Source organism: Methylocystis sp. (assembly GCF_051062815.1).
GTDB lineage: Bacteria > Pseudomonadota > Alphaproteobacteria > Rhizobiales > Beijerinckiaceae > Methylocystis.
Window position 1 is genome coordinate 1 of record NZ_JBPFDU010000006.1, and the last position, 17,236, is coordinate 17,236.

Consider the following 17,236-nt stretch of genomic DNA (forward strand, 5'->3'; position numbering starts at 1 on the left):
TGGATAGATTGCGCATGAATGGCGCGGTGATCGTGTCCATTTCTAATACAAGCGGACACTACGCGGATGTCGGACGGCAAGGACGATGGTGGAGCGGCGCCCGGGCGCAGGCGTCGATCCTGGACCCTTGATGAGAAGCGCCGGATCATCGACGAGAGCCTGGAAGATGGCGCCTCGATCGCCGAGGTCGCGCGACGGCACGATCTTAACGCCAACCAGCTCTTCACCTGGCGTCGGCAGTGCGGCTTGGAGCCCGCCGAGCCGAAGAAACTCGCGCCGATCCTACCGGTGACGATTACTCCTGCGGCAGCGGCGGAAGAATCCGGGCTGGGATCAAGCGGCCAGATTGAGATCGTGCTCGCCGAGGGCGAACGTATCCTTGTGTGGTCGGACGTCGAGACGGCGGCGTTGACGCGTGTCTTGAAGGCGCTGTCGCGGCGATGATCCCGATTCCGAGCGGCGTTCGGGTATGGATTGCAACGGGCCACACCGACATGCGGCGCGGCATGCAGGGGCTTGCGCTGCAAGTTCAGGAGAGTCTGAAGCGCGATCCTTATGTCGGCGATCTCTATATCTTCCGGGGCCGGCGTGGCGATCTGGCGAAGATCCTCTGGCACGACGGCATCGGGCTGTCTCTTTACGCCAAACGACTGGACCGCGGAAAGTTCATCTGGCCGTCGGCGTCAGGCGGCACGGTGTCGATCTCGGCGGCGCAGATGGCGTATATGCTCGAAGGGATAGACTGGCGGAATCCACAACTGACATGGCGACCCAAGAGCGCCGGATAATCTGCACGCGCTGGTGAAAAAATGCGGGGCGCGTGCATTTTGGGGCGCCACAAATCGCGAAAATTATGATTCACTTCGTCTCATGGATGCCGCTCGCGCCGCTCTTGCCCGAGAAAACGCCGCCCTGAAAGCGGAGCTGGCGGTGGCGCGCGCGAAGGCTTCGGAAGATGCGGCGCTGATCGCGCAGCAGACGCTGCGGATCGCGAAACTGGAGCGTCAGGTTTACGGCCAGAAATCGGAACGCTCGGCGCGGTTGATCGATCAACTGGCGCTCGTGTTCGAAGAGCTGGAAGCGAGCGCGACAGAAGACGAATTGGCGGCGGAACAGGCAGTCGCCAAGGCGACTAATGTCCGCGGATTTACGCGCCGGCGCGCCGAGCGCAATACGTTCCCCGATCACTTGCCTCGTGAGCGCGTGGTGATTGATCCGCCGACAGCGTGCGAATGTTGTGGAGGCACGCGCCTGCGCAAGCTCGGCGAAGATGTCACGCGCACGCTGGAGACGCAGCCGCGTCAGTGGAAAGTGATCGAGACGGTGCGGGAGAAGTTCACCTGCCGGGACTGCGAGAAGATCAGCCAGGCGCCGGCGCCGTTCCATTCAATACCACGCGCATGGGCGGGTCCGAGCTTGCTGGCGATGATCGTGTTCGAGAAGTTCGGACAGCACCACCCGCTGAACCGCCAAGCCGAGCGTTACGCATTGGAAGGCACGCCGATCGCGCTGTCGACGATGGCCGACGCGGTGGGCGCCGTCTGCGCGGCGTTCGATCCCCTTCGTCGCCTCATCGAAGCCCATGTGATGGCGGCCGAGCGGTTGCACGGGGACGACACGACAGTGCCGGTGCTGGCGAAAGGCAAGACCGACACCGGGCGGTGCTGGGTGTATGTTCGCGATGACAAGCCGTTCGGCGGCGCCGGGCCGCCCGCGGCGATGTTTTACTACTCGCGCGATCGGAAGGGCGAGCATCCACAAACCCATCTGGCGGGATACGCCGGCATCCTGCAGGCCGACGCCTACGACGGCTACAACAAGCTCTATCTAGCGGACCGAAAACCGGGACCTGTTCGCGAGGCCGCGTGTTGGGTGCACGCTCGCCGACCGTTCTTCGCCATGGCCGATCTTGAGGAGAACGCGCGTCGCAAGGCTGCGGGCAAGAAGGAGATACCTCTCTCGCCGATCGCGATCGAGGTCGTTCGCCGCATCGACGCGCTGTTTGCAATCGAACGCTCCATCAACGGCAAGAGCCCGGAGGAGCGCGTTGCGGTTCGACATGCCTCGAGCCGGGCTCTGGTCGACGATCTGCATGTCTACATGCGAGAGCAGGCGGCCAAGTTGTCGCGCGGGCATGACCTGGCTAAGGCGATCCAGTACATGCTGAAGCGCTGGGCGGCCTTCACGCTGTTCCTTAATGACGGACGTGTGTGCATGTCCAATAATGCCGCCGAGCGCGGCCTGCGCGGCATCGCTTTGGGAAGAAAATCATGGCTGTTCTGCGGATCCGATCGCGGCGGGCAGCGCGCTGCGGCGATGTATAGCCTCATCGTGACGGCGAAAATGAACGGCGTTGATCCGCAGGCATGGCTCGCCGATGTCCTCGCGCGCATCGCCGGCCATCCCGCGCACCGGCTTGATGAACTGCTGCCGTGGAACTGGCGACAAGCAGCAGCGGCAGACCCGGCGATCGCGGCCTGACCATGCACGTCAACAAAGTTTACCGTGTGACAACCATCGATCGCGTCGCCGCCGATCTCGGCGAGAGCGCCGACTGGCTGCACGACGTCGCCATGGAAATGGATACCGAGGATGGCGTGATCTGGGTCTACGGTCCTGGCGACGAACAGCTCATGGCGTTCACGGACTTCGGCATCGAGACGCTCGCCGACCTGATCAAAATCCACAAAGATGACCCGACGCTTCTGAGGCGTTGAGAGCCAAACCCCTCATCCCCGCGGCCTACGCCGAATGGCTACCGCAAGTCGTCGAGGAGTCGCTGTAAGCGGCGCTCTGACCTCGCTGTCTGGCGGCGAAGCGCACGCTGGGCTAAGGATGAAAGTTTCGTGCCCTCAGGAGATATTCATTGGCTAGGCCCCATCCCCGTGCAGAGCACACGCGCCCGCTGGCTGCGGCAAGATAGCTACCAACGCCAGAGGACAAGAAACCATGATTCTGCCGTGCCTCGGGAGTTCTTCATGGGAGACTGAGTCAGTGGTCTTTGCCGGCTTCGCAAGGAACCTCTAAAGCCTCAAGAAACACAGGTCTGCACTGGTCAGTTCCTTGTCAAGTTCTGTAGCGCCGCCGCATTGTCCAAGACTGCTTCGTCACCGTCACTGTGGGCCTGCGCCACTCTGGCAGTGCTCTCCGGGAGACCGGTCAGTTCAACATGAAAGCCGGCTGTGCCGTAGAGCCTCATTGGGATCGGTGCGTCGTAGAAATACGCGCCGAGATCTATTCCGGTGAAATCCGCGCGGCTCTCGGAGGGAACGAATGTGCAGGCAATTCCACGACGTAATCTGCCATCCGTTGTGCGGCACGTAAGCGCGGCGACCGAATCGGGGGGACGCGACTCCTGTAGCGCCAAGAGCAGCTCGAGTAGAGGCAGTTCGCCGCGGCCTTCAATGACAGAGTCGAAAGAGTCCCCGATGAGGTTGGCAAAGGAGGAATGCGGGCCCAAGATTACCGAACAGTATGGGCCGCCGAGCGTAATGTGTGTTGAAGGTAGGATTTTCTTCAGCAGCAGGCAAAGTGTGAATGCCGACAACGTCTGCGCCGGGCCCACGAGCGCAATGCCGACAACGCTGGGTCGCATCGCTTGTAGTGTCTGCGCGAGGCGCCTCGCGTAATACTGAAGAAAGATATTCTCCTCGTGATCCTCACAGAAGCGCACGATGTCAGTGAAATTTTGTGCGAGCTGCGTAACGGTCAAGTCACGGTGGTTCAACCAAATAGTTGGGTAAATGGTCGAGACCAACTGCAAATACGAGTCCCATGTCCTGATCGCAGCCTGACGCGAGCGATGATCAAGGTGGAAGCCGGGCGCGCGCATGCTGAAGACTACGGCCGCATCACGCCCCCCCTTTTCAAGTCGATCGCGCACGGCCATGCTGACTTGCCGATCCGAACGACTGGCCTGCGTTGCCGCAGGCCGACTCTCCAAGCGCGTGAGCGCACTGGCTCGGAATTCTTCTGAGAGAAGGTAATTATGAAACTGAACGTTCGCGTCCAGTATTTCAGATGCCTGCCCCCGGCTCCTCAGGTAACCCTGAAGCAAGGGAAGGCTAGGGTAGACCTGGAAGGCTGGCCAGTGCGGCGGAAAAACGAGCACCGCATCCATCCAGCCATCTCCTTGCTCTTTCACTGAATTCCGCCACCCCCATTAGCATTTGAGGCGCCCATTATCCAGTCTCGGCGACGCCAAGAAGCGTACCAAGGCTTGGTTCAGAATGACATAGCGTGGTATGAATTTGCATCCGGCAGCACTCGCGTCTATTGGCGCGGGCGCTGCTGTAACGCCAGACGGGTTGGAGCCACCAATGGTCGACCGTACACTGCATCTGGTCGGTGGAGAGAGCGCGAGCGAGCAGGTCATGTTGGCCGGCATTGCGGGAAAGATCTACTCGATTGACGACATCATGATGGAAGGTCCGGTCCCGAATGGGCTTTCGTCCGATTCGGATTGGCAGTTTCGAGCTCAGGTTATTGAGCAAATTTTCCGCGTGCCCGCTGACCGCTACCTTAAAAACAAGGCGTCGCGAGAACAGCTGCTTTGTAGAATTTCAGATTTCGACGAGACCGTTTTCTGGTTCGAGCAGTCCCTCTTTTGTCAGATCAACTTTCTCCAATTCTTCGCGTGGCTCGCGGATCGAGTGCCATTTTCGACCAAGCTATCGATCGCCGCTTGGAACATGGATTCGGTTGGCCGGTTGAACGCCGAACGGAGCCGGGAACTGTTTGCACAACGTAAACCAGCTTCCGGCGCATTGTTCAAGTTAAGCAAGGTTGCTTGGGCCGCGTACTGCGCTCCTGATCCGCTTCAGCTGGCAACGCTCGTCAGGCAGCACGATTTTTCAGCTTGGCCGGAACTTCGCGGCGGGCTCGAAATGCATATGAAGCGATTTCCAGGAGAAACCAGGCTCAATTTCCTCGAAACCTCGTTGCTCGAGTTCATCGAGGAAATGGGTCCGGCAGGTGCTTCTATCATCGAACTCGTTGGCCGTTTTTTTACCGAGCCCAGGACGCGGGGTTACGGGCTCGGTGATATACAGATTATTGCTCATTTGAACGAACTTGCTCAGTCGCCGAGTCCGCTGATCACTCAAACGAGCAGCGGCGCGGACCCATCGGAAAGCAATCTCATGAATGCGGTTGCCTTCCGGGTGGATCCGGTTACGGCCAAGGAGCCGATGCCGGTCAAAACAAAGTTTGTGCTTACACCGAGGGGGCGCACGATGCTTGCGGGAAACCGCGAAGAGGAATTTGAGCGACATACCGTCCGCTGGCTTGGCGGCGTGCACCTCGAAAATGGCCCCGACCACTGGCGGTGGGATCATGCGCTCGGGCTGGTGGCAGGGATTGATTGACCGGAAACGCGGCGGCTAGAGAAGGCGGCGACGTTGGTGCGCGCGAGACCTCCATGGGGGGGCCAAGACCCTGCAGAATTGTGATTTAAGGTCTTCGCCCGGGACGGAGGGAGCGCAGCCATGGAACGGTCGATTTACTTGATCAGTCCGAAGTGCCCGGAACCATCAGCTTTTGGCATGGATGTATTTACTTTCCTTGGCTTCAAGTCTGCAAAATATCAAGCTGATCTTTCGATTGTCACGGTAGCAACGGTCATAGGCGATGGTGTTACCATTGAAATCTGCGACGAGGATTTGAGCGAGATCAACTTCGATCATTCCGCTCCTGTCGTCGGCATTTCTTGCCGCATTTATCAAGAGGACCGAGTGATCGCGATAGCGGATGATTTCAGGCGTCGCGGAAAATTCATCATCGTTGGCGGGCCTGCCGTTCCTTTGATGAAAGACCTTCTGAAACCACATTGCGATGTACTTGTAACGGGAGAAATTGAGGATATTGCTAGCACTTTGTTCACGGATGTTTTCTGCGGCAAAGCTAAGCACGAGTATTACGGTAATCAGCCTGACCTCGCGTCGTCTCGCCCACCGCGATGGGACCTTTATTCCCATCATCGGGTGCTCCTTGGTGCGCTGCAAACCTCGCGGGGTTGCCCGTTTGAGTGCGAATTCTGTGATGTTCCGGTTATACTTGGCCGAAAGCAGCGATTCAAGACCATTCCGCAGGTCATCCAGGAGCTGGACGCTCTTTACAACTATGGCTATCGAGTGGTTTCCATCCTGGACGACAATTTTCTTGTCTATCGTCGAAGATCACACGAGGTATTGACTGCGATCCGCGATTGGAACCACAGCAGAAGATCGGGCGGCGTAGCTTTAGCCGCAATGTTCTCACTCGATCTCGCACGTGACCCCGAACTGCTTGCCTTAGCTGCAGAGGCCGGAGTCAGGTATGCGTTCATTGGCATCGAATCCATAAACGTTGACAGCTTACGGGAAACGAAGAAGAAGCAGAACATTGTTCCTGACATCCTGAAAACTGTTTCGACGCTTCCAAAACTTGGGATCATGCCAGCGGCCGGAATAGTCGTCGGTTTCGATGCTGATGACAAGGGTGTCTTTGAAAAACAGTTCGACTTCGCGATGAGATCGCCGATTCCGATTCTCGGCATCAGTATGCTCACGCCTATTCAAACGGCTCCCCTTTACGAACGCATGATGAAAGAAGGCCGCATTGGGCCCAGCTTCTCCGGGGTTCCTAGTCTCGTTCCAAAACAAATGACACGTGAATGTCTTGAGAAAGGCTATATGTGGCTCCTTCAGAACCTTTACACACCGGCGAATTTCGCTCAACGAATGTGCGCGTTCATACGCGAGTTCATACCAAACCAGAACGCGCCGCCTCCGGCAACGCCCGAGCAAATGCGACCGATAGAGCTCGAGGCAACTTCGCGCATTATCGAAAGATTGACGGCGCTGGGAGACGAGGAATCTCGCGCCATGCACAGGATCCGCGCGGCGCTCGATCTCAACCCGGGGGCGGAACTGGCGACGAGAATGGCGCTTTTCGAGTATGCCAGGGTCTACACCGCCGTGAATCTATTGCCTGGCCAATACGCTCGCTCGCTCGCCGGTGTTGAACAATCAGGGGCACGCGCGGTCGGCGACAGCCCGGCTTTTGCCGGTACGTCGGACGGGTGAAAAGGTATTCATCGCGGCACGAAGCTGCGAGCCAAAGTGGAGCATGCCATTGCCCGAATTTTGCGCGCAGCCCGAAACGACGGGGATCATATCGTATGCGCCTTCGGAAGGCTTGACTCGCCATGGCCGGACAACGTTGTTGACCTGTTGACCGGCTAATGACCCTCTGAAAGAGCGGTGTCAACAGTCTGTGCAAAGATCCGATCCAAACCCCTCACCAGCAGATCCACCTGTCCGTCACCAAGCGTCGCCTTATCACAATAAATGGTAGCGCGTAGCTTTTCCTCGGACAGGTCCAAGACGAACGATAACTCGACGTCCGGCGGTCGGATGAAGAGCGCTTTCGCCTCAACACCAGGCGCCACATAGGGGCAAACATTTTCACTAACTTGAAACAGAACTGTTACATTGATACGGCGACCAGCGTTGGCTTGCGCTAACTGATCCAAGACGTCGGCGGAGGCCAGGTCTCGTCGAAGAAAAGCATCCAGGGTCGCCTCGGATACCTGTCGCGAGAGCTCACTCAAACTGAGCTCTTGGGCAAACCTGATGCACAAGATGCGGTCGTCGGCGATCGAACCAACAATGCGATCACAGCCAGGCCAATCTCTGTTCGAAGCGCGTAGCCCCACAAGGATCGCGTCTCGTCCGTCGATTTGATGAAACGCGGCCAGGAATGCGGCGAGCAGCAGTTCGGTGAGATTTACGCCCACTTGTTCGGCCAACTTCCGAGCGACGATCAAGAGCGTAGGGGACGGCGACCATTCTCGTGCGCACTGGCCGGAGATTTTGGCTAGCGGGTAATCTGCCCTGGAACTGGATCGCGATCCGATATCGCCGATTACTCCGCGTACGAAGGACGCGAGTTGGGCGACGTATCCGCTGGTGTTGCGCCAATCTGCCGTCCAGGCAAGATAGTCGAGATATTGGATCGAGAGTGGTTCAAGGTGCCCCATGGAGGCCCCGCGCAATATCGCCGCGAGGTCCTCCGAAAGGATCCACATGGATTGCTCGTCCACAAACATCCGTGGTGCCACAAGGACCAGGCACTCTCCCGGCAGTTGCGTACGGACGCGCACTGCCCGCAGCGACGGGCGGCGCTGCAAATCGATCAGCTTGAGCACTTCATCAGCGATTGCCGGCCAAAGCAGATCGCTGTTGCCGGTTGGCAGGTCGGAGATGTGCAACTCGATTATCTCAGACGGCCCGGGAGCCACCACGGTCTGGTATGCCACTCCGTCAGTCAGTCGAATCGCCATGCGTAAAGCTTCGTGCTGAGCGACCAAGGCCTCAAGGCCGAGGCCAAGGGCCTTTTTGTCGATTTTGTTCACGAATCGCAGCGCGATAGCCACGATGTGTGTGAAGCAATAACCCTTGGAAGCCAAGGCATAATTCCGTCTTTGCGACGGGCTGAAGGGCCGCGTTTCGCTCCGCTCGTGGGCCGAGATTTGGACAGCGGCACTAACTCTGGCCGCCTCGATATATTGCACAAAATCCGACAGCATTGGCGCTTCAAATAGGCTGCGTACCGGCAACCGGATCCGGAAAAGCCGGCGCACGAGGGAAACGACCTGAAGCGCCAGCAAGGAGTGGCCGCCCAGATCATTGAAGAAATCGTCCGTGCTTCCCAGTGTGGACGAATCTTTTTCCAGGACCAGAGCCCAAATGCGGGCGACGGCCTTCTCTACGAGCGAGCGTGGACCGGTGCGGACTGGCCTTTGCTCAGCAGTCGCCGCCACTGAGATCAACATCTTGTTGTCGGCCTTGCCGGTTTGGGTCGTGGGTAGTGAACGGACTTTCGTCAGTGACGCCGGGATCATGTAGCTCGGCAAGCGCGACCGCAGGAATTGACGGAGCTCGGCCGCTGACGGACCTGCGCCAGGGCCGGAGATCCAGTAGGCCGTCAAGCTGCTGCCCTCCGATTCATGGGGTGCCGAAACCACGGCGGCCTGGCGCACGTCGGGGTGCTCCCGGAGGACGGCTTCAATCTCGCCCATCTCCACGCGGCAGCCGCGGATCTTGACCTGCCGATCCGCCCGTCCAACATGGATTAACGTCCCGTCGCGGTGGCGACGGACGTAATCCCCTGTTCGATACATTCGTGCCCCCGACGAGGCGGAGAAGGGATCCGGCAAGAACCGCTCCGCTGTTTCCGAAGGTCGACACAGGTACCCCAGTGCGACACCGCAGCCGCCGATATAGAGTTCGCCAATCATCTGCGGTGGCACGATGTTCAATTCGGCGTCGAGCACATAGCATCGCGTGTTGTTCACTGGTCGGCCAATGGAAATGGGCTTGCCATCCAGACGGATATCCTCCCACGTGGACCATATCGTCGTCTCGGTGGGGCCATACAAATTGACGAGCCTCGCGCATCGACGTAACAATTCATCCGCCAAATCACGCTGCAGTGTTTCGCCGCCGCATAGGATCGTCAGCGCGCCGCCGCCGAGCCAATCAGCAGCAATGAGCGACCTAAATAACGTTGGCGTGCCTTGCAGTAACGTTACCTTGTGCGTTTGCAGGAAAGCGGACAGCAGCTCAGCGTCCAGCATTGTGGATCGAGAAGCCACGACCACAGCCCCCCCCTGCAGCAACGGCGAGAACCACTCGAGTGCGGAGACGTCGAACGACATCGACGTCCCCGCACACATCACGGTGGTTTCATTCAGCGCGAGATCATTCGCGAGTGACAGGAGGACGTTCACTAGAGCCTGATGTTGAACCGGCACGCCTTTCGGCACCCCCGTGGATCCGGACGTGAATGCGAAATAAGCGAGATCGCGCGGCCCGACGGGAGTATTGAGATTGCCGGCATCATGACGGTCCAGTTGCGAGAATAATTGTTGGCTCAAGACGATGTATTGAGGGACATTCAAGTCGGGTCGTACTGCCGCTGGCGTCGTGACAACGGCAAATAGTGACGCACTCGTGAGCATGCGCTGAAGGCGCTCATCGGGCAAAGCCGGGTCGAGGGCTACATACAGGCCGCCGCTCTTCAACGCGGCGAGTATCGTTAGCACCGCCTCCACGCCCGGCTCCATAAGAACGCCGATCGGTGCGCCCGGAGTCACGCCGAGATGCTGGAGATAGCGAGCTAAACGGTTGGCGAGGCCGTTGAACTCTCCGTAGGTCAAGTTCACGCCGTCAGCCGAAACCGCGCAGACGTGAGGCAAGGCTGCCGCCTTCGCTTCAATGAGTTCATGGATAGGCAAGGCGGGGATCGGCGCTTCGCAGCCTTGGCCGCTGCGCAGGATTGTATGCTCTTGCTCAGCGGTCAGGAGCGGGAGCGCCGAAATAGGGACATCCAGATCCCACGCGACGCCGGAAAGCAAAGCCGTAAAACATTCTGCTATCTGCCGTATGGTCTCGGAGTCAAAGAGGTCAGTATTGTAGATCCAGGCGCAAGAGAGGCCTTCCTTAGTTTCGCGCACGGAAAGGGAGAGCTCGAACTCCGCAGCAACGCAAGGGACTTCGGGAAAAGTCACGCGCAATTCCGGAAGCTGCATGTCTTCGAGATCGAGGCTGAAATAGGAAAACCAGATCTGGATTACCGGCTCGCGATTGAGCAGACGTGCAGGGCGGAGCAACTCGACCAGCTTTGCGAACGGCACAGATTGATGATCATAGGCAGCCAACGCTACTTCGCGTCCGTGGCGCAACACATCCCGGAACGTGCGGCAACTCGACAGATCGCAACGAAGAACTAAGGTATTTGCAAAAAAACCCACGAGATGCTCGAGCAAGGAATTCTCTCGATTTGCAATTGGTGAACCTATTGCGATGTCTACCTGCCCAGTAAAGCGCGAGAGCAGCACCTGGAAAGCCGACACCAAAAGCATGAACCTAGTCACGCCCTCCGATGCAATGAGCGCGTCGAGTTGCCTGAGCAGCGTTCGCGGGACCACAGAGCAAAGCCTCTTCCCGCGATACGTTTGAACTGGTCCTCGTAACCGATCGGTCGGCAGTTCCAGCGGTGACAGCCCAGCGAGATGTTTCATCCAATACTCAGCGGAGGCATGGAAGCGCTCACTCTTGAGCCACTCCTTTTGCCAACTGATATAGTCCGCATACCGCAACGGCAGCTCCTTAAGGCTGGGAGGCCGCCCAAGAATTCTCGCCTCGTAGAGTTCGCCTAACTCTCGAATCATCAAAAGCACCGACCAGCCATCGGCAACGATGTGGTGCACCGTGAGATGCAAGACGTGCACGGTCTCGCTTAGTCGCAGCAAAAGGCCACGTATGAGAGGCCCCTTGCCGAAATCGAAGACCTTGGTGAAAGACTCGATCTGCAGGCGCTCTGCAGCGCGAGCGCGTTCTTGGTTCGGCAGATCGGAGAGGTCAATTGTCTGTAGCGGCACTCTCAGATTTGGCTCGATCAGCTGGGCAGGAATGCCATTGGTCTCGATAACCCGCGAATGCAGCTGCTCATGGCGTTGGCAGATCAGATTGAGAGCGTCGTCAAGAGCGGCTCTATCCAGCCGTCCCGTCAATTCTAGTGACATGGGGATGTGGTACCGAGAGGTTCCGGGAGCCAATTGTTCTAGGAACCATAGTCGACGTTGATCGTACGACAGGACTTCTTCGTCACTGTTGTCGCGTTGCTCGATCATGAACTGAGGCGGACGCGTGTCGGAGCGTTGAGCGACGACAACCTGTGCCAGCATCTCTATCGTGGGCGCGTCAAAGATAGCGCGAACTGGAAGATCACATTGGCACAGAGAGTTGATGCGGGCAATGACCTGAGCTGCCAGCAGCGAATGTCCACCAACCGCGAAGAAATCGCTCGACACACTGAAGTTGCTGTGGTTGAGCACCTGTCCCCAGATATCGGCAACGGCTTGCTCAATCGGTCCACGTCCGACAGGATTTCGCGGTGCTTTATCTCGCGCGGCGACCCAGGAACGCAGTCCACTTCGGTCCAGCTTCCCGCTAGGCATCCTGGGTAGCTTATCGACGACATGGATTTCGGTGGGAACCATATGCGTGGGCAGCTTCTCGCTCGCAAAGCGCCGCAGGGCAACTGCCGCCCTCGCGACAAATTTTTCCTTGGCCGGGCGATTGGTGAATGCGGGTGGCCAGACCGTGCCGGAAGCCGGTGCCGCGGACATCTTGAATGGTTTTCGGGAGATCCCACGCCGCCTCAGGATGACGTCAAACCGCCCCTGATCAGCGTTGGAAAGCCAACTGAGCTCCACCTCGTATGGAAGGGAGTCAGCCAATGTATAAAACCACTCTGGATCAAGCCCATAGGAGCGGTGAGAGGCGAGCAAAGATCGAAGTTCGGCTACGGTCGCGGCTTCGTTGTTTTGAAGCGCCGCCAAACCGCAAAAGTCCAGCTCGAGGCGAGCGTTGGGCACATTGCGGAACGCCAGACAATCAGGTTGGACCTCAGCAAGGTGGCGTCTCAATTTTACGGCATCGAAATCTGACGCATCCCAGTCAACCCAGGGCAAGTCGTCAAGCTCAACGACATCTCCGCCAACATGCAGCACGACATCGTAACGAAATCGATTGAACTCGTTCCAGTAGCGCCCGCGCTTTGGCTGAACAATGACATATCGAATGCGCTTCAGCTGTGCCTGCAGATCCAAGAAGAATTCGGGACTGACGACCAACTCGCCCTCGCCGCGTACGCGTCGTTCAACGGCCTCCTTGAGATGCTGAATCGTGTCTCCCGGACGACTTCGGTGTATCGCGACGGATGAATGAAAGGCATTGAGCAGGCCGAGGTGGCGAACGTCGCCGACAAAAATGATCCCCCCGTCTTCGACGCGATCGAGCGCTCTCTCAATGACGCACCGCAGGTACGCGGGGCTGGGGAAGTACTGGATGACCGAATTGAGTATGGCGGTGTCGAACGTCGCATCGGCCAGATCGTTCAGGTCATCCGCGCGCTTATGGACTATCTTTACGTTCGGCAACCAGGGTGGTCGCGAAAGCCGCGAGCAGATATTGTCAATCGCGGGACCTGAGAAATCGACACCACAGTATGACTCGCACAGCGGCGCTATACGAAACAGGAGCAGGCCGGTTCCACAACCTACTTCCAAAACCCTGCGGGGGTGGTGCAGGAGGATGCGCTCCGTCGCCTGCTCGACCAGATCCTGCATTTCTTCCGCAGGCACATTGGTGCCGTCATAGCTGCTCCTCCACCCCGTCGTATTGAATTCCTCGTCGGCGCACTGTTCGTAGGGCGCTTCGTCGGCCAGCATCTTCCAACCGTCCAGCAGTTCCGCATCAAGCTCGGAAACGGTGAAATACGGTGTGACCGTTGCATAGGCCGTGAGCGAGGCTGCCCCGGCAGCATCGCGCGATGGGACTACGACAAATTCGGCGACCGAGGGATGCAGCGAAACCGTTCGCTCGATCTCAGCGGGATGGATCCGCATCCCTCGAATCTTGATCTGCTCGTCACGGCGTCCGTGCAGTTCGATTGTCCCGTCGCTCGTGTAGGAGGCCAGGTCGCCACTCCGATACATCCGCTGTCCTGGGAGGTTGGCAAACGGATCCGGTAGGAAGCGCTCCGCGGTTGCGGCCGCTTGAAAAAGGTATCCGCGCCCGACCCCGATCCCTCCTATGAAAAGCTCGCCGATCATCCCCGCCGGGACCGGCTCGAGGCGCTCGTCGAGAATATACGAACTGACGTGAGGCACGACGCGGCCCACTGGGACGGGGCCGTCCGCCGGTGTCCAGTCAGCCGGGACATGCCACATGTGAGAACAGATGCAGGCCTCTGCGGGTCCATATGCATTGTAGAATTTGCAGAGGGTGGACCAACTCCGCGCAAGATTTGGCGGGCACGGCTCACCCACGGAGAATACGGTAATTCCTGGCCGGTTGAGCCATCTTGGGGCGAGTGTCACAAGCAGCGATGGAACCGCAATGAGGGTATCGATCCGATTGCGTTCCAACTCCTCAACCAGCTCATCCGCATAGCGTCGTGCCGGGTCGATGATCACCAGGGTTGCACCAGACAATAGCGCAATGAAGATTTCACTGATCGCTCCATCGAAGCCAAACGAATTCACGTGGGCGACGCGAGCTGTCTGGGAGATCCCATGGGCTGCGGTAATATTCACCACGCCGGCATGGCAGATCATCGCAACTTTGGGCTCCCCCGTTGTACCCGAGGTGACGGCGAGGAATGCAAGCGAGTCGGCGTTGCCGAGCTTGGTTGCCGGTTCTGGCTCCACCGAGGGACTCTCGGTGTCCAGGCACATAATCTCGATCGCTGTTTCCGGCAGCTTTGAGCGGAGGGATGATGTCGTGAGAACCAACTGTGGACGTATTTGCTCGAAGAGAATGCGTATACGCTCGGAAGGCTGGTTCGGACTCACCAGAAAGAAGGCACCGCCGGCCTTGAGCACGGCGAGGACCGCCATGACCGCTTCTCCGGATGACTCCAGGTGGCAGGCGACAATGCTATCTTCGCCGACGCGGTGCTGCTGAAGCCGATGTGCGAGCTTGTTTGACCTGATCGAGAGTTCTGCATAGGTCCATCGATCCCACCCGCACTCGATCGCCGTCGCATCTGGCCGCGACGTGACCCGCTGCTCAAACTGTTCGTCAATCCGCAAGGGATTTGGTGCGCGCGATATTCGGTTGATATCGGAAACGAGATGCTTGCGGGTCGCCTCGTCCACCAATGGTAGGTAGCTCAGCCGGGTCTGCGGCTCCCGTACAGCTGCTTGGATCAAAGCAACGAAGGTTCGCCTGATGAGCATGCCGGCTGCATTCGGATCTCCCTGTCGCTCATTCAATTGCACCCGGAAATCGTCACGGCCAAGGGTGCATACTAGGACGGACCTGAAAGACATTTCGGAGGCGTCCGGCAATTCCAGGCGGTTTACGAAATCTGCATCGATTTCATCGACCAAGAATCCAAGGGGCGGCCGCTCGCAGGTTCCTTCCCCCAGTGGGGCAGAAGCATCGCTCCCCTCAACCAGCAGCCGTTCATTACGGATCGCCGCATCGACAAAAGTCTCGTGCGTATCCAATCGATCCTCGATGGCGATCCGCCTACCCTTGTAGCTCGATTGGCCGTCTTTGGCAGCGTGCAATTCAAATTTGTCCTCGATACCAAGACGCATCAGCGCGATTTGAAGAGCGGTGGTGATAAAGGCGATAGTGGAGATGCGGTGATCACGGCAAACGTTATGGAGAGCCGCGGCAAAGGTCCGCGGTTCGTCTGGTGTTGGCGAGCCGCATCCCTCCGCCCCACCTGCATCCTCTTGCTGCGGCCGCAACGGCACCTTGACATGGATCGTGTTCAGGCGTGCTGCCGGTTCCCTGGCGATATTCTTCAGCAGCGCCTGAAAATCGTCGAGCATCGCCTGCGCAGTCGCGGGTTCAAAAAGGTCGAAGGCATAGTCAAGTTGAATCTGTAACTTCCCGGGAACCGTTTCGTCGGTAATAAGAACCAAATCGAATTTCGTAACTTCACTGAAGATATCTATGCGTTCCAGCAGGAGACCATCAACTTCATAGCGGTCTGGACGAAAGTTATGGTGCACAAACATGACCTGGAAAAGCGGGTGTCGGCTAGGATCCCGTCTAGGGTTAAGTTCTTCCACAAGCCGGTCAAAAGGCAATTCATTGTGGGCAAAAGCATCGAGCACGTTTTCGCGAACGCGATTCATGATTTCGTGAAACCGCGGATTTCCCGAAAGGTCCACTCGAAGCACGAGCGTGTTTACAAAAAACCCAATCAGATTTTCCAGATGAGAATGGTTGCGACCCGCCACAGGGGTTCCCAAGACAATGTCGGTGTGCCGCGTGTAGTGGTGAAGCAGCACAAGGAACGCGCTAAGTAACACCATATAGAGCGTATAATTGCCACGATGCGCGATCGCGCGAAGTGCCTCCAACAGCTCCGGATCAGCCATAAATTCGACCTGTCCTCCGCGGTAAGAAGGGACGCGTGGCCGTGGTTTGTCTGTCTTCAACGTCAGTTCAAACGGAGCATCGTGCAACTGCCTTTTCCAATAGCTCAGCAGCTGCGTTAAATGTGGGCCGTCGAGCAATTCGCGTTCCCAGCGGGCATAATCACAATACTGAACGGGCAGACCAGGTAAGGCACCGACGTCTGGCGATGCAAGTTCGCGGATCAAGATCCGGAGTGACCAACCGTCGGATATAATGTGGTGCATCGCTACCAGCAGAACGTGGCAATCGCTACTCATCCGCACAAGGGTTACACGTATCAAGGGACCCTGCGAAAGATCGAAAATGTGCCGCGCCTCACTACGGGTGATTCTTGTGAAATCACGCTCTCGTTCGTTTGCCTCGAACGACGACAGGTCGACCATCGTGATGGGAAGGTGGACCGACGGTGATATGACGACGCGCGGGACGCCGGCCACGCTTGGAAAGCTTGAGCGAAGGGAGTCGTGACGAGCTAGGATTGAATCAAACACTCGCTGAATCTGTGCCATAACGATCGAACCGGTAAGCCGGATCGCGAGCAGTGGTTCATTGTAGAATGGATTTTGGGGCTCGAGCTGCTGCAGAAACCAAAGACGGCGCTGTGCGAATGAGAGCGGCGGTTCTATACCCGGATCACGGCGCAGGATTGGTTTGGGCAGCTGCACCTGCGGCTTGGTTGTACCGGATCGTGAGTAGAACAGAGTGCGTTGTTTGGGTGACAGGAGCTCGATGCGCTCCTCACTATCACTCATCAGGTAGGTCCTGTCGCGACTCGTGTTGGAAATTGCCAACGTCGTCTTTGGGCGGCATGATGTTATCCGATCAAGCGGCGAGGTCAATGACCTGCTCGAGACCTGCTCGAAGGGCTTATCGGCGAAAGTTTCCCAGCTGTCGACCTTGCGCATGACGATCTGGCCTGAAGCCAGCAGCGGCCAGAATAACGGGGTCGCCGTCTCGGCGCGGGGCAACACGGTCTGCGTTACGATCCTGCGTTTGAAGTCTTCGTTCAATCACTCGATCGCGTTCGAGGTTCGGATTGATTTCCACTGGCTTTGCGGGAACCGCGAGAAGATGAATGAACCGCCCCGGGTTTGCCGGAGGCTCCAACTCTTGAGAGATTGGGGCCATGGAAACGAAGAAGACGTCGAAGAGCTTTTCACCTGAGGTTCGGGATCGCGCGGTTCGGATGGTGCGGGAGCACCGGGGGGACTACGGCTCGGAATGGGAGGCGATTTTGTCGATCG

The 17,236-nt window shown here is 58.0% G+C and carries 8 protein-coding genes; 6 read left to right on the top strand and 2 right to left on the bottom strand.

The features are described from left to right. The first annotated feature begins 66 nt into the window (after positions 1-66). From tnpA to ACR65W_RS00740, 4 genes are all read left to right on the top strand, one after another. The gene (gene tnpA, locus ACR65W_RS00725) at positions 67-444 is read left to right on the top strand and encodes an IS66-like element accessory protein TnpA (protein ID WP_434500966.1); all 378 of its coding nucleotides are present in this window, start codon (positions 67-69) and stop codon (positions 442-444) included. Beyond that, positions 441-788: an IS66 family insertion sequence element accessory protein TnpB gene (tnpB, locus tag ACR65W_RS00730; protein ID WP_434500965.1), complete on the top strand. Its 348-nt coding sequence runs from the start codon at positions 441-443 to the stop codon at positions 786-788. Before tnpA ends, tnpB begins: the two co-directional genes overlap by 4 nt. A gap of 82 nt (positions 789-870) precedes the next feature. Then, entirely contained in the window at positions 871-2,481 is a 1,611-nt protein-coding gene (tnpC, locus tag ACR65W_RS00735) for an IS66 family transposase (RefSeq protein WP_434502178.1), read from the top strand. Between the two features lie 2 nt (positions 2,482-2,483). Then, the gene (locus tag ACR65W_RS00740) at positions 2,484-2,717 is read left to right on the top strand and encodes a hypothetical protein (protein ID WP_434500963.1); all 234 of its coding nucleotides are present in this window, start codon (positions 2,484-2,486) and stop codon (positions 2,715-2,717) included. Positions 2,718-3,055: 338 nt separating this feature from the next. On the opposite strand, the gene ACR65W_RS00745 is transcribed toward ACR65W_RS00740, so the two are convergent. Then, positions 3,056-4,120, bottom strand: a complete 1,065-nt coding sequence (locus ACR65W_RS00745) for a hypothetical protein (RefSeq protein ID WP_434500962.1) — start codon at positions 4,118-4,120, stop codon at positions 3,056-3,058. 199 nt (positions 4,121-4,319) lie between these two features. Here ACR65W_RS00745 and ACR65W_RS00750 point away from each other — a divergent pair, with 199 nt between their 5' ends. Both ACR65W_RS00750 and ACR65W_RS00755 read left to right on the top strand, forming a co-directional pair. Then, positions 4,320-5,366: a hypothetical protein gene (locus tag ACR65W_RS00750; protein WP_434500961.1), complete on the top strand. Its 1,047-nt coding sequence runs from the start codon at positions 4,320-4,322 to the stop codon at positions 5,364-5,366. A gap of 120 nt (positions 5,367-5,486) precedes the next feature. Then, positions 5,487-7,064, top strand: a complete 1,578-nt coding sequence (locus ACR65W_RS00755) for a radical SAM protein (RefSeq protein WP_434500960.1) — start codon at positions 5,487-5,489, stop codon at positions 7,062-7,064. A gap of 155 nt (positions 7,065-7,219) precedes the next feature. On the opposite strand, the gene ACR65W_RS00760 is transcribed toward ACR65W_RS00755, so the two are convergent. Next, the gene (locus ACR65W_RS00760; RefSeq protein WP_434500959.1) at positions 7,220-17,002 is read right to left on the bottom strand and encodes an amino acid adenylation domain-containing protein; all 9,783 of its coding nucleotides are present in this window, start codon (positions 17,000-17,002) and stop codon (positions 7,220-7,222) included. Positions 17,003-17,236 lie beyond the last annotated feature (234 nt).